Origin of the sequence: Microvirga sp. 2MCAF35, assembly GCF_052115545.1 — a bacterium.
Classification (GTDB): domain Bacteria; phylum Pseudomonadota; class Alphaproteobacteria; order Rhizobiales; family Beijerinckiaceae; genus Microvirga.
On the sequence record NZ_JBFRGW010000009.1, the window covers coordinates 43,743 to 68,767 of the forward strand.

At 65.1% G+C, this 25,025-nt stretch carries 18 protein-coding genes; 4 read left to right on the forward strand and 14 right to left on the reverse strand.

Annotated elements, in window-relative coordinates; genetic code table 11:
- From AB4097_RS06865 to bcsN, 12 genes are all read right to left on the reverse strand, one after another.
- Nucleotides 1-1,725, reverse strand: a complete 1,725-nt coding sequence (locus AB4097_RS06865) for a response regulator (protein WP_442037869.1) — start codon at nt 1,723-1,725, stop codon at nt 1-3.
- A complete protein-coding gene (gene cheB, locus AB4097_RS06870) occupies nt 1,722-2,798 on the reverse strand; it encodes a chemotaxis-specific protein-glutamate methyltransferase CheB (RefSeq protein WP_442037870.1) in 1,077 nt (358 codons plus the stop codon). Before cheB ends, AB4097_RS06865 begins: the two co-directional genes overlap by 4 nt.
- A gap of 10 nt (nt 2,799-2,808) precedes the next feature.
- Nucleotides 2,809-5,028 carry a hybrid sensor histidine kinase/response regulator gene (locus AB4097_RS06875; protein ID WP_442037871.1) on the reverse strand — a complete coding sequence of 740 codons (2,220 nt, stop codon included), beginning with the start codon at nt 5,026-5,028 and terminating at the stop codon, nt 2,809-2,811.
- Nucleotides 5,029-5,055: 27 nt separating this feature from the next.
- Nucleotides 5,056-6,732, reverse strand: a complete 1,677-nt coding sequence (locus tag AB4097_RS06880) for a methyl-accepting chemotaxis protein (RefSeq protein ID WP_442037872.1) — start codon at nt 6,730-6,732, stop codon at nt 5,056-5,058.
- Between the two features lies 1 nt (nt 6,733).
- Entirely contained in the window at nt 6,734-7,333 is a 600-nt protein-coding gene (locus AB4097_RS06885; protein WP_442037873.1) for a chemotaxis protein CheW, read from the reverse strand.
- 2 nt (nt 7,334-7,335) lie between these two features.
- Complete coding sequence (locus AB4097_RS06890; RefSeq protein WP_442037874.1) at nt 7,336-8,775, reverse strand: CheR family methyltransferase; 1,440 nt, start codon at nt 8,773-8,775, stop codon at nt 7,336-7,338.
- Entirely contained in the window at nt 8,775-9,281 is a 507-nt protein-coding gene (locus tag AB4097_RS06895) for a chemotaxis protein CheW (protein WP_442037875.1), read from the reverse strand. Before AB4097_RS06895 ends, AB4097_RS06890 begins: the two co-directional genes overlap by 1 nt.
- A gap of 99 nt (nt 9,282-9,380) precedes the next feature.
- On the reverse strand, nt 9,381-11,513 hold the full coding sequence (locus AB4097_RS06900) for a tetratricopeptide repeat protein (RefSeq protein WP_442037876.1): 2,133 nt from the start codon (nt 11,511-11,513) through the stop codon (nt 9,381-9,383).
- Nucleotides 11,489-12,526: a glycosyl hydrolase family 8 gene (locus tag AB4097_RS06905; RefSeq protein WP_442037877.1), complete on the reverse strand. Its 1,038-nt coding sequence runs from the start codon at nt 12,524-12,526 to the stop codon at nt 11,489-11,491. Before AB4097_RS06905 ends, AB4097_RS06900 begins: the two co-directional genes overlap by 25 nt.
- A gap of 71 nt (nt 12,527-12,597) precedes the next feature.
- On the reverse strand, nt 12,598-15,165 hold the full coding sequence (locus AB4097_RS06910) for a cellulose biosynthesis cyclic di-GMP-binding regulatory protein BcsB (protein ID WP_442037878.1): 2,568 nt from the start codon (nt 15,163-15,165) through the stop codon (nt 12,598-12,600).
- Nucleotides 15,166-15,174: 9 nt separating this feature from the next.
- Nucleotides 15,175-17,370 (reverse strand): UDP-forming cellulose synthase catalytic subunit, encoded by a 2,196-nt coding sequence (gene bcsA, locus AB4097_RS06915; protein ID WP_442037879.1) that lies wholly within the window; start codon nt 17,368-17,370, stop codon nt 15,175-15,177.
- 162 nt (nt 17,371-17,532) lie between these two features.
- Entirely contained in the window at nt 17,533-18,366 is an 834-nt protein-coding gene (gene bcsN, locus AB4097_RS06920; protein ID WP_442037880.1) for a cellulose biosynthesis protein BcsN, read from the reverse strand.
- 554 nt (nt 18,367-18,920) lie between these two features.
- Here bcsN and AB4097_RS06925 point away from each other — a divergent pair.
- The gene (locus AB4097_RS06925; RefSeq protein ID WP_442037881.1) at nt 18,921-20,108 is read left to right on the forward strand and encodes a multidrug effflux MFS transporter; all 1,188 of its coding nucleotides are present in this window, start codon (nt 18,921-18,923) and stop codon (nt 20,106-20,108) included.
- Here AB4097_RS06925 and AB4097_RS06930 read toward each other — a convergent pair.
- Nucleotides 20,099-21,001, reverse strand: a complete 903-nt coding sequence (locus AB4097_RS06930) for a LysR family transcriptional regulator (protein ID WP_442037882.1) — start codon at nt 20,999-21,001, stop codon at nt 20,099-20,101. The genes AB4097_RS06925 and AB4097_RS06930 overlap by 10 nt on opposite strands.
- 134 nt (nt 21,002-21,135) lie before the next feature.
- Here AB4097_RS06930 and AB4097_RS06935 point away from each other — a divergent pair, with 134 nt between their 5' ends.
- Genes AB4097_RS06935 through AB4097_RS06945 form a run of 3 tightly spaced genes read left to right on the forward strand, consistent with a single transcriptional unit; the run spans nt 21,136 to nt 24,333 of the window.
- Entirely contained in the window at nt 21,136-22,332 is a 1,197-nt protein-coding gene (locus AB4097_RS06935) for an acyl-CoA dehydrogenase (protein WP_442037883.1), read from the forward strand.
- A 17-nt stretch (nt 22,333-22,349) separates the two neighbouring features.
- On the forward strand, nt 22,350-23,156 hold the full coding sequence (dapB, locus tag AB4097_RS06940; protein WP_442037884.1) for a 4-hydroxy-tetrahydrodipicolinate reductase: 807 nt from the start codon (nt 22,350-22,352) through the stop codon (nt 23,154-23,156).
- Nucleotides 23,157-23,160: 4 nt separating this feature from the next.
- Nucleotides 23,161-24,333 carry a CaiB/BaiF CoA transferase family protein gene (locus AB4097_RS06945; RefSeq protein WP_442037885.1) on the forward strand — a complete coding sequence of 391 codons (1,173 nt, stop codon included), beginning with the start codon at nt 23,161-23,163 and terminating at the stop codon, nt 24,331-24,333.
- A 15-nt stretch (nt 24,334-24,348) separates the two neighbouring features.
- Here the strand turns inward: AB4097_RS06945 and AB4097_RS06950 are convergent, their stop codons facing one another.
- Entirely contained in the window at nt 24,349-24,921 is a 573-nt protein-coding gene (locus tag AB4097_RS06950) for a TetR/AcrR family transcriptional regulator (protein ID WP_442037886.1), read from the reverse strand.
- Nucleotides 24,922-25,025 lie beyond the last annotated feature (104 nt).

Genomic DNA, 25,025 nt, shown 5'->3' on the forward strand with positions numbered 1-25,025 from the left:
TCATGAAACAATATGCCTCGGGATCGTGAGGGTGAAGCGAGCGCCCCCCTGGGGGCCTGCATCCACCGCAATCGATCCTTTGTGGGCCTGGACCACGCTATAAGCGATGGCGAGGCCAAGTCCAGTTCCAGACCCTACGGGCTTGGTCGTAAAGAACGGTTCGAAGATGCGCTCCCGCAATTCCCCCGGGATTCCCGGCCCGGTATCGCTGATCTTGATGGTATAGGTTGTCCCGTCGCTCTCAGTTTCAATGTCTATGCCGCCGGTTCCCTTGATCGCATCCGCGGCATTGCCGACGATGTTCATGACCACCTGGTTCAGAAGGGCAGGAGAGCAGTAAAGATCGGGAACCGCGTTGTAATGTCGGCGCACGTCGATCCGCGTGCCGAGCTTGTGGCCCAGAAGGGCCAGGACGGTTTCGATCGATTCCGGTACGTTGACCGTCTGGAAGTCGCCCTCGTCCAGGCGGGAGAAGCGTCTCAGGTTGAGGACGAGCTCCTGGATCCGGGCGAGGCCCAGCTTCATGGCGCCGACCCGGTCGCGCGATTTCTGCACCTGCCGCTCGAGGCCGGCCCCCGGCGGGAGCTTCGCGGCGATTTCCGTCAGCAGTCTCTCCACGGTCCCCTGGTGCGCCTGGATGAAGGCGAGGGGATTGTTGATCTCATGGGCGATGCCCGCCACCAATTCACCGAGGGATGCCATCTTGGCGGCTTGGACGAGTTGTGCCTGGGTGCCCTTGAGAAGGTCGTTGGCTTCCGCCAGCTCGCGGTTGGCGTTGGCGAGCGCCTCGGCCGAAGCGGCCTCGGCCCGGGCCTTGGCGAGGGCCAGCTCCCGTTCGCGCAGCTCCGCCTCGATGCGCCAGTTCTCGTCCTGCATGAGCTTGCGCCGGACGAGGGCGCGGATACGCACGCGCATCACATCGGCTTCGATCGAGGAGGGGACGATGTCGTCCACGCCCGCAGCGAAGGCACGCGCAAGGATGTCGCCGCCTTCCTCGTTTCCAAGGCCCACGATGGCGAAGGTCGGGGCGTCGGTGCCCGGAAGGGGGGCAAGGCCGCGATAGAGGTTCAGCTGGCGGCAGAGTTCGACACCGTCGAAACCCGGACTGAGCAGGTTGACCAGAATGCAGTCCCAGGTGGCGTCCCGTGCGCGGACGAGCCGGAGCGCCTCGGCCGGCTCCGAGGCCGGCGTCACGGCATAGCCCTCATGGGCCAGCAGATTCTGCAGATAGGTGCGGTGTGTCGGGCTGTCGTCCACGATCAGGACGCAGGCGCGGCGGAAGGTTCCGAAACTCGGGGATTGCCGCTCTTCCCGGGAATCCCCGATGGGAGACGAACGCCGGCGCAGCAGCGCCTTGATCCGGAGAACGATCAGCTCCTGCTCGGCGGATTTCGAGATATAGGCATCCGCGCCGCTCTCCAGTCCCTGCCGCTCGACGGTCCGCTCCCTGGCTTCCGTCAGCATGATGACCGGGATCGCCCGCGTCCGTACGTTGAGGCGCATCTGACGGGTCAACTCGTCCCCGTTCATGCCGGGCAGGTGGAAATCGGCGATGACGAGCTCGGGCAGCTTTTCGTTCAGGCTGTCGAGGGCCGCTTCTGCGGTGGAACTCCAGGAAACGTTGAACCCGTTCGTCTCGAGCATGTGGCGCAACTGGAGAGCCTGGGTTTCCGAATCCTCGACCAGGAGGATTTCGGCGGCCTGCGCAACGGAACCGGCGCTCATTCGCCCTCTCCCCGGGCCAGCCTCAGGATTCGGGGAGCGATCAGGTCGAGGGGCAGGCTGACATTGACCCCGCCCAGGCGGGACGCCGCGGCCGGCATGCCATAGACGACGGCGGTGCTTTCGTCCTCGGCCAGTCCGTAGCCTCCGGCCTGGCGCAGCTCGACGAGGCCCTGCGCTCCATCCTCGCCCATGCCGGTGAGGATGACCCCGAGGCCCCGGCGGCCGACGGACCGAGCCATCGACTGGAACAGGATGGTGGCGGAGGGGCGCTGGTTGCCCAGGGGAGGTTCGGCGCTCACCTTCAGGGTCCCGGCGGGAGAAAGCAGCAGGTGCCGGTCGCCGGGCGCTACGTAGACATTGCCCGCGGTCGGGATTTCCTGATCCTGGGCCAGGCGGACGTTCAAAGGCATCAGCCCGTTCAGCCAGGAGGCAAAACCTTCCATGAACGGAGCGCCCATGTGCTGGACGAGGAGGACCGGCAGCGGGAAGTCCGCCGGGAGCGCGCCCAGGACCTTGGCGAGGGCCGGAGGCCCGCCCGTGGAGGCGGCGATCCCCATGATGCTCGGATGCGCCGCGTTCCATTCCAGATCGCGCTTGGGAGGCGTAACGGCCGTTCTCTCGCGCCATGGCGCAAACGAGCGCTGCCGGACCACCGGCACCTGGCTCATGATGTAGAGCTGTGTGCAGATGGTGCTGGCAATCCCCGCATAATTGGCGCTGGAGAGACCGACGGGCTTTTCCACCACCGTGAGCGCGCCCGCCCGCAGGGCATTCATGGAGATCTTGAGAGAGGAATCCTCGATGCTGTCGGCGATGACGACGATGGGGGTCGGATGTTCCGACATGATCCGGCGCGTGGCCTCGAGCCCGTCCATGCCGGGAAGGCGGATATCCATGGACACCACATCCGGCTGCACGCGGCCGATTTCCTGAAGGGCGTCCTCGGCCGAGCTGACGGCGGCGGCCACCACGAGGCGGGGATCGCTGGCGATGATATGGACGAGCAGCTGACGGACGACAAGGGAATCCTCGACGACCATCACGCGCACCCGTGGCTGAGACGCCATACTCATCGCCGGAAACTCACAGCACCTGCCCGATCGTCGCCAGGAGTTCGCGCTGATCGAACTTCTGCTTCGTAATATAGGCGCTCGCGCCCAGGTCGAGACCCTTGCGCACGTCCTCCGGATCGGCGCGCGAGGTCATGAGGATGACCGGAAGGGTCGAAAGACGCGGATCGTTCTTGACCGCCTGCAGCAGTCCGAATCCGTCCATGCGCGGCATTTCCACGTCGGCAATGACGAGATCGACGATGGCCTCGCCCGAACGCAGGACGTGAAGGGCATCGATGCCGTCGACGCTGAGGAGGACTTCGTAGCCCTGCGCCTCCAGAATGCTCTTCTCGAGCGTGCGCGTGGTGATGGAATCGTCGACCACGAGGATCGTCCGCGCCCGCCGCTCTTCCTCGGGCGCCCACCGGGCAAGCCCCAGGCCTCCGGCCGCGAGACTGCCCTCGTTCTTCACCCAGTGCTCGACCAGTTTGTCGGGGCTCAGCACGAGGGCCGGCGTTTCGTTTTCCAGAAGGACGGTGCCCGAGACCAGCTCGTTGAGCCCGACCGCCTGGACGTCGCTGACCAGCATCGTCCGGACATCGTGGAAGGTATCGACGGCAAGCGCGCAGGCGCGGGGGCCGTGACGGACGAGCACGGCCTTCACGTGTCCAGCCTCGATGGGGAGGGGGGCATTCGGGGATCCTGTCAGGGCTGCGAGGGCGACGACTGGGACGATAACGTCCTGTCCCCCGATCTCGATCCGTGCCGTGGGACGGCCTTCCACACTTTCCAGCGTATCGGCAGGCAGCCGCAGAAGGCGCACCACCGCATGGGAGGGCAGGCCGAACATCCGCTCCTGCGCTTCCAGGAGCAGCAGGGGCTGGCGTGCCGCCGTGAAGGGCACGTTCAGCAGGACCTCCGTTCCATGGGGATAGCGCGGCCGCATCAGAACGGAGCCCTGCAACCTGCGGGCAGCCTCCGCGACCACGGACAGGCCCATGCCCCGGCCCGAGAGCCGGTCGACTTCGCCTGCCGTCGAGAAACCAGGGGCGAAGACGAGGGACAGCAGCTGGTCCATCATCGGCGGCGGATGGCCTGCCGACCGTCGCTGCAGCAGCCCGCGTTCGACGGCAACCTCCTCGATGCGTTCCAGGTTCGGGCCCCGTCCGTCGTCGCGGATCGCGATGACCAGACGCCCTCCGCGGGACGCCAGTTCCAGGGTAACTTCGGCCCGCTCGGCCTTGCCCGTGGCAAGGCGATCCTCCGGCGGTTCGATCCCGTGGCTCACCGCGTTGCGCAGGAGGTGCATCACCGGATCCTTGAGAGCCTGAAGCACCTGCCGGTCCGCCTGGATGTCGAGACCGATGCTGCGCACGTTCACGTCGCGCCCGGCCTTGCGGGCGATCTCGCGGACCATATGGCCGAAAGCGCCGAAAACCGTCTCGGCCGAGACGAGGGAGACGCGGTCGATGTTGTCGCGAACCTGACGCGCCGCCTGTTCGAGGGACCAGCTCGACTGTCTTCTGTCCCGCGAGAGGGCGGACAGCCTGCGGAACAGCGCTTTCAGGCCCTGATCGAAATCGCGCAGGCGCGGGGCGAAGGATGGATTGCCGCGGAAGCCGGAGCCGTCGGGGGCGCGCTGTGTTGCGGCACTGAGCGTATTGACCTGTGCATGAAGCTGATCCCAGCTTCGCCTGAGGCCCCGAACCTCCAACTCGACCTGCCGCAACGTGTCGTCGATTCCTTCATCGGCCTGCAACTCGGCCAGAAGCTGATGCATGGAATCGGACAATTCCTCCATCTGTTCGGCAGCGACGCGGAGGTAGGCGCCCGTACCGGTATCGGTATGGGCGGGCACCTCCGCCTTCGGAGCTGTCGCTTCCGGCGCGAGCGGCTCCGGCTTTGCAACCGGCACCTGGGCCGCCTGCGGCTCCGACGGCTTCAGGACATCCGCGACAAGGTCCTCAATGAGATCGAGATTCTGTCTGACCGTGGCGATGGTGGGCGTATCCAGGGATTGCTGGCCGTCGAGCACCTGGGAGAAGAGCGCCTCGAGCTGATGGGCGACTTCCTCCACGGCCGGCAGGTCGACGGCGCGGGCCGCTCCCTTGAGGCTGTGCGCCCGGCGAAAGACGTCCGTCAGGTCGATCCCGCCTCCGTCCGCATGGTCGAGCGCGGATCGGATCGCCTGGAGGTGCTCCCGGTGCTCCGCCTCGAAGGCTGCCAAAAGCTGCTTGCGGATATCCGTCACGACACGCGCGTTCCCATCATCGTCCGGTTACAGGCGATAGCGCTCGGCGAGGCCGAGAAGCTGTTGCGCAAGGGACGACAGGTTGGCGGCGGCCGTATCGAGCTGGCGGGTGCCTGCGGCCGTCTGCTGGCTGGCCTGTCGGATGTTCTGGAGGGCTCCCATCACCTGCTCGATGCCGAGCTGCTGCTGGTTGGTCGATGCGATGATCTGCTGGAAGGTCTGCACGCTCTCCTGGATCTGGCCGGAGATGCCGGTGATGGTCTGCTGGGTGATGTCCGTGCGCTCCTTGCCGGCCGCGACGCGCTTCACGGCCTCTTCCGTGAGCATCACGGACGAATTGATGCCGCGCTGAATGTCACCCAGGATCGAGCGCACCTGCAGCGTCGCATCCTTCGCCTGGTCGGCGAGCGTCTTCATCTCGGAGGCCACCACCGCGAAGCTGCGCCCGTTCTCGCCGGCCGCCGCCGCCTCGATGGCCGCGTTGAGGGCGAGAAGATGCGTGCGCTCGGAAATGTCGTTGACGGACGTGATGATCTCGCCGACGGCCTGCGTCTTCTCGCTCAGGGCGACGATGTTCTCCGCCACCGCTTCCGCCTGCTCGCGGATGGCGTCCATGGCGCGGGCGGTTTCCTCGACCGCCTGCAATCCCGAGATGCTGGTCTGCGCCGCGGCCTGGGCGGATGCGATGACCTCCTGCGCGCGCTTTCCGATCTGGGTGCCCGAATGAGTGATCTCGTCGACCGTCGCGGCGGTTTCCTGGACGGCGGCCAGCTGCTCCTCGACGGAAGCCGCCTGTTCCTGTGTCGAGGCACGGATCTCCGCCGCCGCGGCGTTGAGGTTCTCAGTCGCCTCGCGGCTCTGTTGCGCCAGTTGGCGCAGGCCGTCGACCATGGTGTTGAGCGTGGCGCCGAGATGCCCGATCTCGTCCTTGCCGGCCACGGCCTTCTGGCCGCCGAGTTCTCCGCGCCCGACCCGCTCGACGAAGCTCATGAAGTTGCCGAGGGGGCCGGTGATGGAGGAGCGCAGGGCGTAGGTGATTAGGACGCTCAGGAGCGCCGCGACCGCCACGGCCAGGATGATCGACATACGGCTCTGCTCATAGACTTCACCGATCCGTCTCTGCCCGATCGTGATGGCCTCGCCCAGAACGCTGCGGGCTTGAACGAGGTTCCTGTTCCAGGATTCGCGGCTGGCGTTCAGGGCGTTCTGTGTGGCGGCAACCGTTGCGGGATCATTGTTCTGCTCGGCTGCAAACTGCCTCTCCGTCGAGGAGCGGAGCTGACGCAGGTCCCCGCTCGCGCGATTGAAGGTCTCGGAAATGCGCCGCCACGCATCCGCTCTCTGCGAGGTGACCGACCGCGCGGTGAAGTCGTTCACCGTCGCGATTGCCTGCGCCATCGCGGCTTCGGTCGCGGCCGCCTGTTGCTCCCAGGAGCGGGACAGGTCCTCTCCGGAGGATTGCTGCTGACCGAGGGAGCGCAGGTAATAGCGGGAGAGAATTTCCTCCCGCAGGCCTCGCATGTTGTTCTGCAGATCGCCGAGATCCTCGATCTGACGCATCAGCGCCAGATCGCGTGTCACGATCGTCTCCGTGGACTGGCGGACATCGTCGAGCTGGTTGATGGCATAGACGCAGAGGCCGACCATCAGCGCGACGATGACGGCGAAGCCGAGAAGAATGCGGTTGGCGATCGAGATCGTCACGTCAGACTCCAGGAACGAGAGATGTTGGCAGGAAGTGGCGCAGAAGGCGCTCGGTATCGAGAAGAGAGAGCGTTTCGTCCTGCCCGTCGAGGCCGGATCGAACCTTGCCGTAGCCGGTGACCGCATCGTTGCGGAAACCGGTGGCATCGTCACCCGCCAGGGGCAGGATATCCTCGACGGCATAGGCGCGCTCGACCCGCAGGACCACCTGTGGATGCTCGCGCCGCAGCAGGACGAAGTGCTGGTTGTCGTTTTCCGTCGAGGACGGCTCAAGTCCTAGGGCCAGCGCGAGATCGATCACGCTCACCAGCCGGCCGCCCCGGCCGAACAGGCCGATCAGGGCCGGCGACCCACCGGGAACGGGCATGCATTTCTGCGGCGGCAGAACCTCGGCCACGGCATCGACCGCAAGCCCGAAACGCTCGCGGCCCGTGCCGCAAACCAGGGCGCGGAGCAGGATGCCCGCCGGGGCCGCTGCTCCACCCTTTCTCGCCGCGAGGCGCTCCGTGCGCTCGTCGAGGATCTGCTGCACGCGCTCCTCGGCGGAGCGGACGCGGACGCGTTCCATCAGTTTCAGCTTGCGGCGCGCCGATCGAGCCACGATCAACTCCTCGGCTTGGGCGGTGTTGCCGCCTCGAGATGGATCCGGATCAGATTGCGCAGATCCCTGGCGGTCAGCCCATCGGCTTCATCGAGCGGATCGTCGTCGGGCATTGCAGCGGCGATACGCGCCGCATTGGTCAGGGCACGTCGGCCGGGAGTCAAACGACCCTCCGCGAGCAACAGCAATCCAAGGTGGTAATGGGCCATGGCAAAGCTTTTATCGAGATAGATGCTCTTAAGGAAGCTTTTCTCGGCATCGTCGGCCCGTCTGAGGCCATGCAGGATGAGCCCATGGTAAAAATGAAGGACAGCGCTCAGTGGCTCGACGGCCAGGGCTTTTCGGCAGAGAGCGTCGGCCGCAGCGAAATCGCCCGTATCGGCACTCGCCCGGACCTCGTTGAGCAAGGAACCCGATGCCTGGGGAGAGGGGGACGCCTGCGCCTGAGACGGGATCGTTGTCGGTGGAATGAGACGCTGCGGCTTGACCGGCTCGACAGGCTTCGGCGCGGGGAGAAGCGGGACCCAATGCGCCGGGACAGGACTGGCTTGATCGACCGGAGACGCTGCCGATGCCGTTCCGGCACCGGGCCGATAGGCCACCGTTCCTGGCAGGTTCAGGGTCTGCATCATGGCGGAGAAGGCAGGGTTGGGCTCCGCATGACCCAACAGCATCCACCCGTCCTCCGTGAGGCGGTCGCGCAAGGATTCGACGATCCGGACCACGATGTCCGGGTGAAAGTAGATCAGGACGTTACGGCAGAGGATCAGGTCGAAATCGGTGAGCTCGAGGGGCGAGGTGCCGTCGAGTAGGCTCAGGAGATTATGCTTCTCGAAGCGGACCAGGGAGCGGAATTCCGGCCTGACCTGCCACTGGTCCCTTCCCGCATCCACGAAATAGCGATCCCGTTCCGCGGCTGGCATGGAGCGAAGCGCCCATTTCCCGAACCGGGCCTGCCTGGCGAGGTTGAGAAAGCTGTCGTTGATGTCCGTCCCGACGATGCTGACGCGCCATGTGCCCAGGCGCTCACCCAGGATCTCCTTGACGAGGATGGCAAGGGAATAGGGCTCGGCTCCGGTCGAGCAGCCGGCGCTCCAGATGCGCAGCCGCTGCGTGTCGCGCTTCCTGTCGATGATCTCGGGGAGGATCGTCTCGCGCAGGGCTGCAAACTGCTCCGCGTAGCGGAAGAAGAAGGTCTCGCCGATGGTGATCTCGGCTTCCAGCTTGCCCCATTCGGCCGGGCCCGAAATCGCATCGTCCAGAAGGTTCAGATATTGCGTCGAACCGGCAAGGCCCGTGGCGCGCAGGCGTTTGCGCACCCGCTCCCAGAGCAGGTCGTCCTTGTCTTGGTAGTAGAAATGTCCGGTGCGCTCGATGATGCGGCTTTTCAGGTCTGGAAAGCCGGTATCGATCAGCGGGACGGCGATGGCACGTGGGGCCATCAGGCCTCGACCGCCCATTCGCTGAGCCGGCTTTGCGCCTTGCGTCCGAGTTCCGCCAGAGCCTGCTGCTCCTCAGTAAGGAGAATGCGCTCGACCGAGAGCAGGTGGACGAGCCGCTCGTCCCACGTGACCTCCGCCTCGACGCAACCGTTCAAGGTGCCCTCTCGGCTCACCGGTGAAATCTGCGACGGAACCACGCCGACCACATCGAGAACCCTGTCGACGAGGAGCGCGGTCGTTCCGGACGCGTTCAACCGATCGATGAGGATCAGATGCCGGTAGAGGTTCGCCTCTGCGCCCTCATCCGTCCGCTCAAGGCCGAACAGCACATCGAGCCGCAGCACCGGAACCGCATGGCCGCCCAGGTTGAAGAAACCGGCCACCGGGCGGGGCAGGGCCGGGGGGCGCCACAAGTGAGGCAGGGGCAGAAATTCGCGCGCGGCGTTTCTGTGCAAGGCACAGGCGGTGCCGCACACGTCGAACACGATGATCTGCAAGCTGGCCATGGATTTCGGGTCGAGGGAGGAAACAGGATTCGGGCACTAGCCCATTCGGCCATTAGATAGGTGTAAGGCTCGATCTGGCAACCGCCCGGGAAACGGGCGCTAATACCGTATCTGGCCTGTGATTTCGCGAATGGCGTTCAATCCGCCGGCGGCTTCCTCGGAATACCCCGTCTGCTGAACGGCGCGGAAAACCTTCTCGGCGTCATCGTAGCGACCGAGCTTGACATAGGACCAGCCGCGGATGAGCAGAAGGTCGTTCTGCTCCGGAACGAGTCGGGCCCGCTCGGTCAGGGCGAGAAGGGTTTCCACGTAGCGCTCGTCCCGATAGGCTGCCAGCGCCCGCTGGGTCAGGATCGAGGCGCCGAGCTCCACCTGGCGCTCGCGGGTCTGCGGCGCCTCGGCGGCCGCGACGGCCGCCTCGGAGGTCAGGTTCTTGCGCAGGTAGGCCAGGGACTTGCCGTAGGCCGCTTCCTCGCGGGTGCGGCCGCCGCCGGTGGCGATGGCCTGATCGAAGGCCGCCACGGCTTCCATGGGGCGGTTGATCTCCATGAGGCACCAGCCACGGGTGAGGGCGCCGTCGCCAGACAACCCGGCCGGATTGCGCGTCATGGCGCAGTTGCGCCCGAGGGTGGACCGGGCCTGGCTCTGCCTGCTGCGCACATTGGCTTCCGTCCGGGCGAATGTCTGCTCCGTCTCGACACGCTCCACCGTCACCGAAGGGGAGGCCGGGCGGGGCTGCACCGGCACGGGGGCGCTCTCGGCCGGCTGAGCAACGGGGATCTGCGCGACAACGGCGGGCGTGGCGGCAGGCTGCCGCCGGGCGGCCGGGTTGGTCCCATCCGCCAGCTCGGCGATCCGCTGCGAGCGCCCGCGCCACTGGGCGACCACGGCATTGAAGCCCGCCCGGTCGTTCAGGCGCTGGGTGGTCAGGGCCAGCCCATAAGCCGAGGCCTCGTCGTCGGCCTTCCACGTCAGGGCCGTGCGGAACCAGTCGCGCGCCGTGCGGATCTGCTCCGTGTTGTAGGAGTACCAGCCGAGCGCCTGGGCCGCATCCGAGAAGCGCTGCGCGGTGACGACCGGAACGATCCGTGCGAGCACCTGCGGTTCGAGGCGCGGCGGCGGATCCTGGCTGAGGAGCGCGGTCGCGACATCGAGATAGATCTTCATGTTCTCGGGCGCACGCTCGCGCCATTCATAGGCGAAGGCTTCAGCGTCCGTGAGCCGCTCGAGGGCCCGCAGAGCCATGGCATAGCCTTCCGCCGCCTTCGTTCCGCCGTCGCGGTCGAGAGCGGTCTTGAACAGTTCGAGGGACCGCGCCGGGTTGCCGTGATGATAGTTGTACCATCCGAGGATCAGCACGGGACCGGCTTCGTTGGTGTTCTGGATCATCCGCTCGACCACGGCGAGATCCTCGGCCGAGGCCGTCATCTTGCTGTCGAGGGAGGCGCGTTCGACACGGCGACGGGCCAGCTCGTCCCGGATGGACGTGAAATCGTCCGGGGTTTCGCCCGTCTTGCGCTCGAACTGAAGCAGGGCGGTGACCTGCTGTTCGGGCAAAAGGGTCAGCGCCTTCTGAAGGGTCGCCAGACGTTCGCCCGGATTGGCGCAATTCTGCAGGAGATAGGTGTAGACGTCCCGCGTCCGGTTCGGCTGGTCGGTCCGGGCGAACGCCTCCGCCACCCGCCACATCACGTCCACGTTCGTGCAGGTCAGAAGGCCCGGCGTTTCCGTCGCCACCTGCAGGACCGTCCGCCATTGGCCCGTATCAGACGCATTGGTCAGGCGGCGGCGCGCTTCCACCATGTCGAGGGCCGTGACGAGCTCCTCCGGCGGCTTCCAGTTCGGGTCGGAGGTCTGGCGCTCCGTGATGGCGGCGCGGACCTCGGCGATCCGGTCTTCGCGATAGAGGTTCCACAAGCGCTCGATGAGCGGGTCGGGCGCTGCGGCCGCGGCCGCGGCCGAGAGCTGCGAGAGGTCGCTCGGCGGCGTCCAGTTGGGATAGAGCGCGCGCAATCGCGCGATTTCGGCATTCACCCGGCGTGTATCACCCTGGGATGCGAAATAGCGCAGGGCGGATTCATCGACCTGGGGCTGAGACCCGTTCGCAGGCGGTGTCGGGGCTGGCGGCGATCCGGCGGGCGGCTGGTTATTGCCGGTGCCCGTTTGCTGCGCAATGGCTGCGAAGCCCAGGATTGCAACCGCAATCGTTATGGCACTGCCGACGAGACGCATTGCGGATATTTTTCACCAAGCAGGGATTTCGCCAAAAGGTACAGGGTCGACGGATAATAGAGGGTCGGCTCGAAGGTTTTCAACGGATCCGGAACCGGCGTTCCGTCGAGAGCACAGGCTAAAGTCGCGGGCAGGATGGCGTAGCCCTGGTCGGTCAGCCGCTCCCGGACCTGTCCGGTGACCACGTCGACCACGGCAACTCCTTCGTTCTCGGCAGACCAGCGCTGCCTGAGCGCCCTCAGCCACTCCATATCAGTCATTCCTGCTCTCAACAGGTAAAGCGGTATCCTTAACGAGTTGTAACCAAACTCCGGAGGAAAGCCATCCGCCGGTTGAGGCTGAAGGCCGTTGTGAAGCGAGATCCAGTCGGCCGGAAGCCTGATGCGGCCCGACGTTGCCTGCTGCAGCAGCGTCACGCCATCGCGCCAGACGCGGTTCCACTCATATTCGGGTGCCAGGGCGGCCATCACCGGAAAGGCCTCGAAGACCCAGTAGGAGAGGTTAACCACCGGACCGTCGGGCCGGTCGCTCGCGCTGAAGCCGTGGGCGCCAGGCAAGAGAATCAAGGATGGCCCGTTGCGGCTGAACGTGTTCTTGCCAATGGCCCTCGCGAGCTTCTGCGCCGCCGTCGTGTAGCGGGGCTCCCGCCAGGCCGCTCCGGCCTTGGCCAGGGCATAGGCGATGAGCAGGTCGCCGTCGGTGGCATTGTTGCGGTCGGTGACCCGCGGCTTCGCGGCCGGATCCCACTTCCAGGCAGCCAGACCGTCGTCCCGGATGAGGAGCTCGGTGAAGGTGAAGTTCCAGATCAGCTCGAAGGCGCTCCTGTCGGCAGCTGCCAGGGCGAGCAGCAGGCCGTATCCCTGTCCCTCGCTGTGGCTGATATTGCCGTTGGCCGTGTCGACCACGCGCCCGTTGTCCTCCACGAACCGCGAGCGGTAGGCCTCCCAATCTGCCTGGGAGATGGTGCCAATCATGTTCAAGGGCTGAACGGACAGGGTTTGGGAGGATGCCATCGGCGCCATTAGAAGGAAGAAAGCGGCAAGGAGCCCGGGCAGAAGCGGGAGAGGCCGAAGCATCCTGTTCGTCATGAGCGGCGTCCCAGTCGGTTCAGGAGGAGCGATGTCGCGATGCCCAGGAAGGTGCAGCACGCCAGCATGAGGAGGGCATAGGGAAGAATGTTGGCGGACATCCAGTTCGCCGCGACCAAGCGCAGGTTCGTCAGGGACGGGGGCTGCGTCTGCACGAAGCGGTATTCCTTGATGGGCTCGACCTGCAGCTTCATCTCCCGGGGATCGAGCGCGACGGCGCGGCCCGCGATCTGGGACCAGATCATCGGATTCGCCAGCCGGGCCGTTTCATCCGCCAGGGCCTTGTCCGTGCGGGCCGTCACGAGCGTCCAGACGCCGGACGATTCGGTGCGGCTCTGCGCCAGGAGCAGGGATGCTCTCTGCGGCGGCTCATAGGGCGCATCGGTGCGCTCATTCAGCGACAGGGAATTGATGGAAAGGCTGAAGGTCCTTTCCATCCAGTCCTGTACCGTGCCAATCGTCTGCTGAAGAACGCCGCGTCTCTGGAACGTCTCTGACCAGCGCTTGCGCACTTCGTCGGTCGAGGCGGCCGCCATGCGGTCCGGAGAAGCCTGTGGAGCGGGGATGCTGAAATCCGTGCTGGCGGCCGGTTGCCCGGGCCGGTTGCCTGCGCTCGGCGTCGAAGGCCAGATCATGCGCAGATGCTCCGAGACCTTCACTCGATTGAGCAGACCCGCGGGAATCTGATCGACGGCGCCGATGAAGAGCACCGATTCGTCGTCCGCCGAGGCCGCGTTTGCGAATTGCGCCCGCACGGGCGCGCCGGCGCTGCGCGCCATCCGGGCTAGCAGCGTTCCGGCTGCGGAATAGTTCAAGGGATCGGGCCGGGCCAGCACCACGGTCGTCGGAAGATCTTCGTCCGGGAAACGGCCCGAACTCAGGACCGCGAGATCCGGCAGGCGTCCGATGCGCCCATAGGTCGGAAATTCGAGCGTGGTGGTATCGAACAGGACGAAGCGGCTCGTCTCGGAAAGGGTCTCGCCGGGAGTGCAGCGCTCATCGGCGTCCGTCAGCAGCGCGGCCTCGATGGTGACGTGGTTGAGCCCTGACCTGAAGTTCTTGAGCGGTACACGGATGTTATGCCGACGGACGATATCCCCTTGCGAGGTGATCATCATCTGCGTGCTGATCATGCCGTTGACGAACACGTTGACGTGACTGCCCGGCCGCACAGCCGAAGTGTAGGCCGCATCGAGATGCAGGACGGTCTCGCCATATTCGGTGGCGTAGAAATCCGGCGGCAGGTTGATGGAAAAGCCGACCTTGAGGCGCCGGCCGGAGAATTCCTGCGTCGGGACGCCGAGATCGGCAAAGCGGAAATTCTGGGCACCGAAGGCGGTCGGAACTTCCGGCCACTGCCAGGAGGCGGTGTCGATCATGCCGCGCTCGGTCTGGGAGACACCCAGGCCGCGGGTTCCCACGATGCCGATGGCGGTATCGAGATCCTGCCAGGCCGGTCCGGAAACGACCAGGGTGGAGCCTGCGGAGCCCGGCTCCTGCATCATCATCGTCAGTGGCTGGATCGAGGCGGCATCCGGCACACCTGGGACAAGGCCGCGCAGCTCGCTGGCCAGGCCCATGGCCACCTTGATCGTACCGACCGGGGAGGGGCCCGGATCGGCCTCCACCACCTGGATCACAGGATGGGCATAGCGTCCGCGCAGGGCGACGAGCTGCACGAGACGCAGCAGGCGGTCGCGGATTTCGGGCCGGTAGATCTTCGGGGCGACCACGCGGATCGTCGTGACGCCCGCATTGTCGACGCCGACGGCGGGCAGATCATCCAGACCGTGCAGGGTCTTTGTGGCGCCTTCGGCGAAGACGAGCTTCGTGGAAGCCGAGTCGACGTCGGTCCAAAGTTCGTATGTGGCGTCGATCGTGCAATCCGTGCGGTGGCGCTGGAAGGCTTCCATACGGATGATGTTCTGCCCCGCCCGCAGGAGGCCAGGGCGGATCGATGCCGTCAGGCGCTTGATGTCGTTGGGCGAAGCGATCGGCGTATCGACGACGGATTCGCCGTTGATCGCAATCCGCAAGCGCGAGCCTTCGGGCATGACCACGACGGCATTCTTGTAGCCAAGCGCGATGCTGGCGCCGCTCGATGCCTCATCCTGGGTGAGGTGGACGGTCCAGGATCGGGCATCGGTCTCGCCCTCCAGACGGATCGCCTCGAAGGGAAGGACGGGACGCTCGATCCTCGCCGCGCTGCGGGCCGCCGTGGCTCCCGCGGTCGGCTTGGAGGGGACCGGAGTGCCTGCCTGAGTCGGAGCGGCCGGGCGTTGAGGCGCGATGTTGAAGGGCGCGGTTCCTCCCGAAGGGGGCGCGGATTGGGAGGGAGCGGGCGGCGGTGTCGTAGACGGGCCCGCGGGCGCGGCTCCCTGCTGGCGCATCTCGAAGGGAGTAGCAGGCGGTGTCTGCTGAGCCGGTTCTTGCCGCGGTGCAGGCTGAGCTGCCGGAGGTGCGCTCTGAGCGCCCGGCGACATGCTGAAGGGCGTCTGCGCGACGGCGCTTTGCGCGCCCAGGGCCTGGATGGCCAAGAGAGAGGAGATCAGGACCCGACGCACGATAGACCTCTATTTGGCAGCCGAAGCGACGGACGGCGCCTGAGGCTTCGAAGCGCCGATCTTCTGCAGACCGAAGAAATAGGAGAGGCCCCGTCCCGTCTGGTAGAACGCGACCATGAAGAACCAGAGCGTTCCCCGGAGAACACCGATGTCGTGGTGCCGATTCTTCTGGAACTCGCTCCACTGGTCGGCATTCGCAAAGACCAGATCGGCAATCATCCGACGATGCTCCGGCTTCTCGATCAGGAAGCGGCAGCCGAGAAGAAGCCCCTTGTCATCCATGCCGACCTTGCGGATTTCCATGGGCAGATGCTGGACGGGAAGGCTGGAGAAGGGCTGGAACTCGAGGGTGCCGGCGGTGCCCTTTTTCAGCTTGGGCTCGGCCGAAGGCGGAACGTGAACCCTTGCGCCTCCGACCGATACGTCCTTGAGGACCGCATCGATGGTCTCGTCGCCCATGATGAAGCGGCAGGGGCGCTCGACCCGGACACGATGGCTATGGCGCCGTGTCGCCCGCTCCGACACCACGCCCAAGGCGCAGCCGGCGATGATGAGGTTGAGGACGTTCCAGGCACCGGTCACGAGGGTGAGATCCGCCTTGTAGGGCTCCGCCCAGACCCGGATGCCGGTGGCGATGACGCCGAGGATCAGGATGCCGAAAATGATGAAATACGGCGTTCCCAGCTCCGAGACACGGCTCTCCTCCATGGATTCGTTCTTCGCCGTGACCTTGAAGGTGGGCTTGCTCGGATTGGCGATCACCGACAGCACGGCCGGCAGCAGGTAAATCGTCTGGATGTACTCGTAGAGATCCGAGATCCACGGCCACCGGTAGCGGCCGTAGAGGTAGTTCTGCATCATGAAGTTCACCATCATGTAGGTGAACGTGTAGGCGAGGAACTCGCCGCCCGATGCGGTGAAGATCTCGAGTGAGAAGAAGAGATAGCAGAGCGGCGAGATGAGGAAGCAGAACCGGGAGAACGGGAACAGCCAGAACATGCTGCTCGACATGTAGCACAGGCGCTGCGAGATCTTCAGTCCGCGCTTGAGGGGCGGAAACTTGTAGCGCAGGATCTGCATCATGCCTTGCGCCCAGCGCGAGCGCTGGCCGATGAAGCTCGCGAAGCTGTCCGGCTGAAGGCCGGCGATCAGCGGCTTGTCCACGTAGACGCTCGTCCAGCCGCGGGAATGGAGTTCGAGGGCGGTCTCGCAATCCTCAGTGATGCTGACGCCGCTGAAGCCGTTGGTTTCCTGAAGAGCCTCGCGCCGGAGCACGGCGGCCGAGCCGCAGAAGAACGCTGCGTCCCACTTGTCGAGACCGCGCTGGATGACGCCATAGAACATCTCGTTCTCCGACGGCATGGTCTGGAACGTGCCGAGATTGCGCTCCAGCGGGTCGGGATTGATGAAGAAGTGGGGCGTCTGAACCAGAAACAGGTTCTTGTCCCTGGTGAAATATCCGACCGTCTCCATGAGGAAGCTGCGCGCGGGCGCATGGTCGGCGTCGAACACGGCGACGAGGTCGCCGGTCGAGTTTTCGAGGCCGTTGTTGAGATTGCCAGCCTTGGCGTGCAGGTTGCGCGCCCGGGTCAGGTACTTCACCTCCATGACGTCGCAGAGGGCCTGCAGTTCCGCGCGGCGCTCGCGGGCCTCCTGCGCGGCCTTGGCGTTGCTAGAATTGCACTTCTCGTCCGTGCCGCCGTCGTCCAGAAGCCAGACCGTGACCTTGTCCGCGGGGTAGGTCATGGCCTTCGCGGCGGCCAGGGTCGTCGCCAGAAGGTCGGAACCCTCGTTGTAGGTCGGAACGAAGACGTCGACGCTCGGCAGGTTCTGCGGGTCGATCTGGGGCGCCTTGCGGGATTTCAGGGGGCTCGACACCACGAACAGGCTCAGGAACAGCATCATGACGCTGTACATCTCAGCCAAGTAGAGCAGGAATCCCGGGATGAAGCTCGCGACCTCGGTGATCGGCGGGATCGTGCTGGTGGTGCGCCAGAAGACGTAGCGCAGGACGATGGCGGTGCCGAGAGCCAGCGCGATCAGCCGCCAGATGCCCTGGGCCCGGAAGAATTTCAGGATGATCATGCAGGCGACGACCGTGAGGCCCGCAACGAGGTGTGCCTGGATACTGATCGGAAGAGCAACGATCGAGATGATCAATACCGCTGCCACAGCCCAAAAGGCCACGATAAGACCTGCTCGCATTGTCTGGATTCTCGGATTGGAAGTTTGCGCGGGGGACTACACGCTTAATTCAAGACTAAAGTCGGGTCCATTAATATATCCATAGTGTCGTTTAGGCCGAATGTCACAGCGGTAAATGGAATGCTATCCATATGTAATATCATTCCATGGTGAAACTTGACGTTACTGGGCGGGTGGCGGCGGTACGACCGGATAACCGCTCGGCGGCGTAGTTTCCGGCTGCGTGGCGGGGGACGGCACAGCTGGAGCTACCGTATCCTTGTCGATGGTGCGGCGTGGAGCCGTGACCTGTCGAGCGCGCTCAGTGACGCTGCGCCGGCGGACGATCGTTGCGCCTCCTCCGCTGTCGCCGAGGCCGAGCGGATACATCGGGGCGTCCTTCTCTCCGAGCTGCTTGGGCGGTGAGGGCGGATCCCCATAGGGGTTCCAGGACTCCTGACGATAATAGGCCGCAATCGTATAGCCGTAGAAGACGCGCAGCAGCTGATCCACGTTGGCATCCGCATCGCAGAGGCGCAGGCGGACGGAGATCGCTCCGCCTGGCACGAGGATGGCCGGCTCGCCCGGCTCGATCTGCTGCCAAGCGTAAAGGCAAAGGTCCCCTCGGGAGGAGCGCCCGGTGGCAAAGCCGAAGGGTCCGAACCTGTTCTGCACGTAGACCAGCGAGGTTTCCATCTCGACGCCCGGCATCCGCTCCTCCATCTCGCGCTGGAGGCGGTCCGGGGTCATGGAGGGCAGGGACAGGGTGTTCGGGATCTCCGTGTTGCCTGCGGTGTTGTTGAGCAGGCTCACGTAAAAGGCGTTTTGTCCCGAGGTCAGGGAGGCTGTCGAGAGGGCGATCTCCTGTGAAAGGCCGTCCTGGTACTGCTGTTGCAGAACGGCGACCACGGACGGGCCTCCGGGTGGGGGAACGACGATCGCCCGCGCCGCCGGAACTTCGGACATGAGGCTCGCGTAGCCCAGGTCCGAGCGACCTGCGCAGGCGGACACGGCCATCAGGACGGCTCCGGCAGCAAGACAGCTCAGCGCTTTGCGCGCGCCGGCCAGTCTCATGTGGATGGAATCAGGGCGCGGTGCGGAATGCGGAATGCTGAGACACGTCTGATTCGGGGGCATCGAGGCGGTCATGAAGAACTTTGATATCTCTGGGACTAGCCAGGCGGCCGTACCGGCTGCCGTGAAGAAGGGACGGGTCTTCGCGGATCGGCCCATCCGGCAGGATGGTTAATCAGTTATGACCATTCATGGTTAACGAACCGTAAGTATTATAGCCAGAGCGGACTATAATCCAATGACGGCGACGGCCGTCTTGAACCTCGGCACCGGAAGGCCTACAAGCACCGCATATCCTATGGTGCTCCTTCTCTTGGCTGGCGCATCGTTCGGTGCGGAAAACCGGGTCCACTTTTCGCTAGCGCGGCCCGCTGGGTCCGCACAATGCGCTAGGTGAGCCGGGCCATTCTCAGTCCACATTGCTAACCTGTTCCACCGATGGGCAGGCCGTTTTCTCAATCCCGGCTCGTCGGACGGGGCTACGAAAGCCGTTCTCCATGAAGTCCGCCTTTTTGCGCAACGCGCTCGTCCTCGGCATGCTTTCGGCTGTCGGGCCCTTCGCCATCGACATGTACCTGCCGTCGTTCCCGGCCATTGCCCGAGAATTTCAGGTGGATGTCAGCGCCGTGCAGATGAGCCTGATGAGCTTCTTCCTGGCGGTGGCGGTCTGTCAGATCGCCTATGGGCCGCTCTCGGACCGGTTCGGCCGCAAGCCGCCGCTCTATTTCGGCCTGGGCCTTTTCATTCTGGCGGGCATCGGCTGCAGCTTCGCGCCCAATGTGGAAACCCTCATTGCCTTCCGCTTTCTGCAGGGTGTCGGATCCTGCGCGGCCATGGTCATCCCCCGGGCCATCATCCGGGATCTCCATACCGGTCATGAGGCGGCCCGGCTGATGGCCACCACGATGCTGGTCTTCAGCGTCTCTCCTATCCTGGCGCCGCTCGCCGGCAGCACCCTGACGGCCTTCTTCAGTTGGCGCGCGATCTTCTGGGCCATTGCCGTGATCGGACTTGCGGGCCTCGCCGTCGTTCTCTTCCTGCTGCCGGAAACCCACAAGCCCAACACAGAGCGCAAAGGCATCGGACATGCCTTTTCCACCTACAGGAGCCTTCTGAAGGATCGTCGCTTCCTGGGTCTCGCTTTCATCGGCGGCTTCAGTCAGGCCAGCTTCTTTGCCTATCTTGCCGGCTCATCGGTCATCTTCATCGAGCATTTCGGCCTCACGCCGTCCGCCTACAGCTTGGTCTTCGCGTCGAATGCCATCGCGTTCATCGGCAGCGCGCAGTTCAACAGCTTCTTCATGCGCCGCTTCGGCGCGGAACGGGTCGTGAGAACGGCCATTTCCGGCTTTGCCGCACTGGTGACCCTGCTCTTCGTGCTGACGATTCTGGGCGTCGACAACGTCTATGTTCTCTGGGGCCTGCTCTTCGTCTCCTTCGGCTGCCTCGGCTACGTGATTCCCTCGACGGCCGTACTGGCGCTCGAGGAGCACGGTCCGGTGGCCGGGACCGCGTCCGCGCTCATGGGAACGCTCCAGCTCAGCACGGGCGCCGTGATCATCGTGCTCGTCAGCGCCTTCTACAACGGCACGCCGCTCTCGATGGTCAGCGCCATCGTGGTCTGTGGCATTACCGCGTTCACCTTGAGTTTCCGTATCATGAAGCCGAAGCGCATCTATCCCTGACGGATCTCGTTCAGGATCCAGTCGCGGAACGAGCGCAGGAGCGGCGTCTCCGCCTTGTGTTCCGGATAGACGAGGTAATAGGCGCCGCCGCTGACGAGGCTCTGGGGAAACAGGATCTCGAGGCGGCCGGACGCCAGCTCGTCGGCGATCAGGAAGTGAGGGATGAGCGCCGCGCCAAGCCCCGCCGCAGCCGCTTGGGCCACCATGGCGAATTGCTCGAAGCGCGGACCGCGCAGCGGATTGCCGATCGTCACGCCGACGCTGGCGAACCACTCCGCCCAGGCGGTCGGGCGGGTGCTCTGCTGCAGCAGGATGGCGCGGGTGAGATCCTGCGGCGCGCGCAGGTTCTCCCGCTCCCGATAGGCCGGGCTGCAGACAGGCACGACCTCTTCCTTTCGCAGCAATTCACAGACCGCGCCTGGCCAATGCGGCTCGCCGAAATGGATCGCGGCGTCGAAGGGTTCGGCCGCGAAGTCGAATGGAACGAGGCGAACGCCGAAATTCACCGTTGCGCCGGGGTGCCGGGCGAAAAAGTCCGGGATGCGCGGAATGAGCCAACGGGTGCCGAAGGTCGGCAGGGTGGCGAGGTTCAGGACCCCGCTCGTGCCCGAGAGCGCGATGGCCTGATGGGTCGCGTCGGAGAGTTCGGACAGGGTGCTGCGGACCTGGGAGGCATACATGCGGCCGACATCGGTCAGCACGACCCGCTGCCGGGAGCGGCTGAACAGGGAGACGCCGAGGGAATCCTCAAGTTGCTGGATCTGGCGCGAGACGGCACTCTGGGTCAGATTAAGTTCCTCGGCGGCTCTCGATACGCTGCCATGACGGGCTGTGGCCTCGAAGGCCAGGAGGTTGCCCACATTGGGCAGAAAGCCGCGACGAAACACGTTCATTCCAATTAAGAATAACCTGCTGCGAAGATGTCGATTTACTTTTATCCTGTCCAGCGCGATTTTGCCGCTCAAATTCAATGGCTTTGGTCGGCCTGAACGGCTGGCCGCGTACTCTTTCGAGAAGGATGACCGTCATGGCCGGTGCTCAGGAATATGCGAAGTTCAAATGGGATGATCCCTTCCTGCTCGACGAACTCCTCACCGATGACGAGCGCATGATCCGCGACACGGCCCGCGCCTATGCCCAGGACAAGCTCCTGCCCCGCGTGATCGAGGCCTACCGCGAGGAGAAGATCGACCGTGGCATCTTCAACGAGATGGGCGAGCTGGGCCTCCTCGGCGTGACCCTGCCGGAGGATTACGGCTGCGCCGGCGCCTCCTATGTGGCTTACGGCCTCGTGGCGCGCGAGGTGGAGCGGGTCGATTCCGGCTACCGTTCCATGATGAGCGTGCAGTCCTCCCTGGTCATGTACCCGATCTATGCCTATGGCTCCGAGGAACAGCGCCGGAAGTATCTGCCCAAGCTCGCCTCCGGCGAGTTCGTAGGCTGCTTCGGACTCACCGAGCCGGATGCGGGCTCGGACCCAGCCGGTATGAAGACCCGGGCCGTGAAGACCGATGGCGGCTATCGCCTCATCGGTTCCAAGATGTGGATCTCCAATTCCCCCATCGCGGATGTGTTCGTGGTCTGGGCCAAGTCCGAGGCGCACGACAACCAGATCCGGGGCTTCGTGCTGGAGAAGGGCATGAAGGGCCTCTCCGCGCCGAAGATCGGCGGCAAGCTTTCGCTTCGCGCCTCGATCACCGGCGAGATCGTCATGGACAACGTCGAGGTGGACGAGGATGCGCTGCTTCCCAACGTGTCGGGCCTGAAGGGGCCGTTCGGCTGCCTTAACCGGGCGCGCTACGGCATCTCCTGGGGCTCCCTGGGGGCCGCGGAGGATTGCTGGCACCGGGCGCGCCAGTACACCCTGGACCGCAAGCAGTTTGACCGGCCGCTCGCCGCGACCCAGCTCGTGCAGAAGAAGCTCGCCGACATGATGACCGAGATCACCCTCGGCCTTCATGCATCCCTCAGGGTCGGCCGCCTCTTCGATGAGGGCCGCGTGGCGCCGGAGATGATCTCGCTGGTCAAGCGCAACAATTGCGGCAAGGCCCTCGATATCGCCCGCCAGGCTCGCGATATGCACGGCGGAAATGGTATCCAGGAAGAATATCATGTCATGCGCCATGCGCAGAACCTGGAAACCGTGAACACCTACGAGGGCACGCACGACGTGCACGCCCTTATTCTGGGCCGGGCGCAGACGGGCCTGCAGGCGTTCTTCTGAGAGAGGGCTGGTCGCTCATGTCACTTCGGATCACCTTGGCGGGCTCGACCGGTTGGGTCGGCAAGGCCCTCGTGGCGGCGATCGCCGCTGCGGACGATCTCGCGCTCGTGGGAGCGGTCAGCCGCAGCGCCGCCGGCCAGGACGCGGGCGAGGCCGTAGGGCTCTCCCGCCTGGGTGTTCCGGTCAGCGCCACCCTCGAAGAGGCGCTCGCCGCGCCGTCCGACGTGGTGATCGACTACACCAAGCCGGGTGCGGTCAGGGCGCATGCCATGACGGCGCTGACGCAGGGCCGGCATGTGGTCATCGGCACGTCCGGTCTCTCGGCCGAGGATTACGCGGAGCTCGACCGCTATGCGCTCGCGGCGGAGCGCGGGGTGCTGGCAGCGGGCAATTTCTCGATCACGGCGACGCTTCTGCGCCGCTTCGCCCTGGAGGCGGCCCGCTACGTGCCTGACGTGGAGGTCATCGACTACGCGTCCGCCAAGAAGCCCGACACGCCTTCCGGCACGGCCCGGGAGCTGGCGGAGCTTCTCAGCGAGGTGCGTCAGCCCGCAACGTCGAAGGCGGTCGGTGAGCTGGCCGGCGTGAAGGAAACCCGCGGCGGTGCCCTGGGGGCCAAGGAGCCGGTGCAGGTCCATTCCCTGCGCATGCCATCCTTCGTCCTGTCCTGCGAGGCGGTGTTCGGCGCGGACAACGAGCGGCTGGTGATCCGCCACGATGCGGGCTCGTCGGCTGCTCCCTATGTGGCCGGCACGCTTCTGGCCGCCCGTCGCGTTTCGTCCTTCATCGGATTGAAGCGCGGCCTCGATGCCGTGATGGATTGAACTCATGAAGCCGCTCGAAGGCCTCAAGGTCCTGGAACTCGCGCGCATTCTCGCGGGTCCCTGGGTCGGTCAGCTTCTCGCCGATCTCGGCGCCGATGTGGTGAAGGTCGAGCGGCCCGGCGCGGGAGACGACACCCGCGGCTGGGGTCCGCCCTTCGTCGAGGGCGCCGAGGACGAGCATCTCTCGGCGGCCTATTTCCATTCCTGCAATCGCGGCAAGCGCTCCATCGCGGTCGATTTCGAAACCCCCGAGGGGCAGAAGCTCGTGCGTAAGCTTGCCTCCCACGCGGATGTGGTGATCGAAAACTTCAAGGTCGGCGGCCTGAAGAAGTACGGGCTCGACTACGAGAGCCTCAAAGCCGTCAATCCGCGCCTCGTCTGTTGCTCGATCACCGGCTTCGGGCAGGACGGCCCCTATGCCTCCCGGGCCGGCTACGACTTCATGATCCAGGGTCTTGGCGGGATCATGGACCTGACGGGTGATCCCGAAGGCGAGCCGCAGAAGATCGGCGTGGCCTATGTGGACATCTTCACCGGGGTCTATTCCGTCGTCGGCATCCTGGCGGCGCTGCGCAAGCGCGACCAGACCGGGGAGGGGGCGCATCTCGACATGGCGCTCCTCGACGTGCAGACGAGCGTGCTGGCCAACCAGGCCATGAACTACCTGGCCTCCGGCAAATCGCCTCGGCGCATGGGCAATGCCCATCCCAATATCGTGCCCTATCAGGTGTTCCCGGTGGCCGACGGCCATGTGATCGTGGCGGTCGGCAATGACGGCCAGTTCGGCCGTTTCGTGTCGGTGCTGGGCCAGCCCGAGCTGGCGCAGGACGAGCGTTTCAGGACCAATGCGGGCCGCGTCGGCCATCGCGCCGAACTCGTGCCCCTGTTGACCGAGCTGACGCTCAAGTTCACCCGCGAGGACCTCCTCTCGGCCCTGGAAGGGCAGGGTGTCCCGGCTGGTCCCATCAACACGGTGGCGGACGTCTTCGACGACCCGCAGGTGATCGCCCGGGGCATGAAGATCGATCTGCCATCGCAGGCGGCCAAAGGCGGGGTCATCCCCTCCGTCCGCTCTCCCATCGTGATGGACGGGCAGGCGATGGCAGCCGACCGGCCCTCGCCGCGCCTCGGCGAACATACGGACGAGGTTCTGGGCGATCCGTCCTGGATCGCCTGAGACGGGCAGAAATCTCTACTCGGCGATGCCCTTGACCACGACCCGGTCGATGGCCTTCACGATCCGGTCGCGGTCCTCATCCGTGAACGGGCTGAGATTGTGCATCTCGAGGTTGCTGAGACCTTCAGTCGCGAGCCAGCCTAGCAGGGCGGCGTCGAGATCGTCCGAATTGTCCTTCAGCTGTTTCAAGGTATTGCTGATCACCTGTCGGACCGGGTCGAGGAGGCCGGGGTTCTCGGCCGTGGCCACCATCATGCCGGTGGCGAATTCCTGCATCTTGCCGCCGCAGCAGATGTTGAGCAGGGTCTTCGTGACCACGCGCGCTTCCAGGTTCGGCCCGGGCTCGGCTGTTTCCCGCAGCGCTTCCTTCTCGGCCGTGACCTGGTCGATCATGCGCTGGATCATGCCCTGCAACAGGGCTTCCTTCGTGGGGAAATTGTACAGAAGCCCGCCCTTGCTGAGGCCGGCCTTCTCGGCAACGGCGTCCAGGGTGAGCCGGCCGGCGCCGATTTCGGCGACGAGTTCCGCCGCCGCGTCGAGGATCTTCTCGCGTGAACTCTTGCGGCCTCTGGTACAGGGAAACAGCATCTACATCTCTTGATCTTGTGCGCGGACGCACTTGCAACTAAACCGTCCAGCCGGTATATAAATTCCCTCTCACGGCATGGGCGTCAAGGTAAAGTACGCTGTTG

Coding starts and splice junctions, on each gene's coding strand:
- AB4097_RS06865 (WP_442037869.1), bottom strand. CDS start 1,725: ATGAGCGCCGGTTCCGTTGCGCAGGCCGCCGAAATCCTCCTGGTCGAG.
- cheB (WP_442037870.1), bottom strand. CDS start 2,798: ATGAGTATGGCGTCTCAGCCACGGGTGCGCGTGATGGTCGTCGAGGAT.
- AB4097_RS06890 (WP_442037874.1), bottom strand. CDS start 8,775: ATGGCCCCACGTGCCATCGCCGTCCCGCTGATCGATACCGGCTTTCCA.
- AB4097_RS06895 (WP_442037875.1), bottom strand. CDS start 9,281: ATGGCCAGCTTGCAGATCATCGTGTTCGACGTGTGCGGCACCGCCTGT.
- AB4097_RS06900 (WP_442037876.1), bottom strand. CDS start 11,513: ATGCGTCTCGTCGGCAGTGCCATAACGATTGCGGTTGCAATCCTGGGC.
- AB4097_RS06905 (WP_442037877.1), bottom strand. CDS start 12,526: ATGGCATCCTCCCAAACCCTGTCCGTTCAGCCCTTGAACATGATTGGC.
- bcsA (WP_442037879.1), bottom strand. CDS start 17,370: ATGCGAGCAGGTCTTATCGTGGCCTTTTGGGCTGTGGCAGCGGTATTG.
- bcsN (WP_442037880.1), bottom strand. CDS start 18,366: ATGGCCGTGTCCGCCTGCGCAGGTCGCTCGGACCTGGGCTACGCGAGC.
- AB4097_RS06925 (WP_442037881.1), top strand. CDS start 18,921: ATGAAGTCCGCCTTTTTGCGCAACGCGCTCGTCCTCGGCATGCTTTCG.
- AB4097_RS06930 (WP_442037882.1), bottom strand. CDS start 21,001: ATGAACGTGTTTCGTCGCGGCTTTCTGCCCAATGTGGGCAACCTCCTG.
- AB4097_RS06935 (WP_442037883.1), top strand. CDS start 21,136: ATGGCCGGTGCTCAGGAATATGCGAAGTTCAAATGGGATGATCCCTTC.
- dapB (WP_442037884.1), top strand. CDS start 22,350: ATGTCACTTCGGATCACCTTGGCGGGCTCGACCGGTTGGGTCGGCAAG.
- AB4097_RS06945 (WP_442037885.1), top strand. CDS start 23,161: ATGAAGCCGCTCGAAGGCCTCAAGGTCCTGGAACTCGCGCGCATTCTC.
- AB4097_RS06950 (WP_442037886.1), bottom strand. CDS start 24,921: ATGCTGTTTCCCTGTACCAGAGGCCGCAAGAGTTCACGCGAGAAGATC.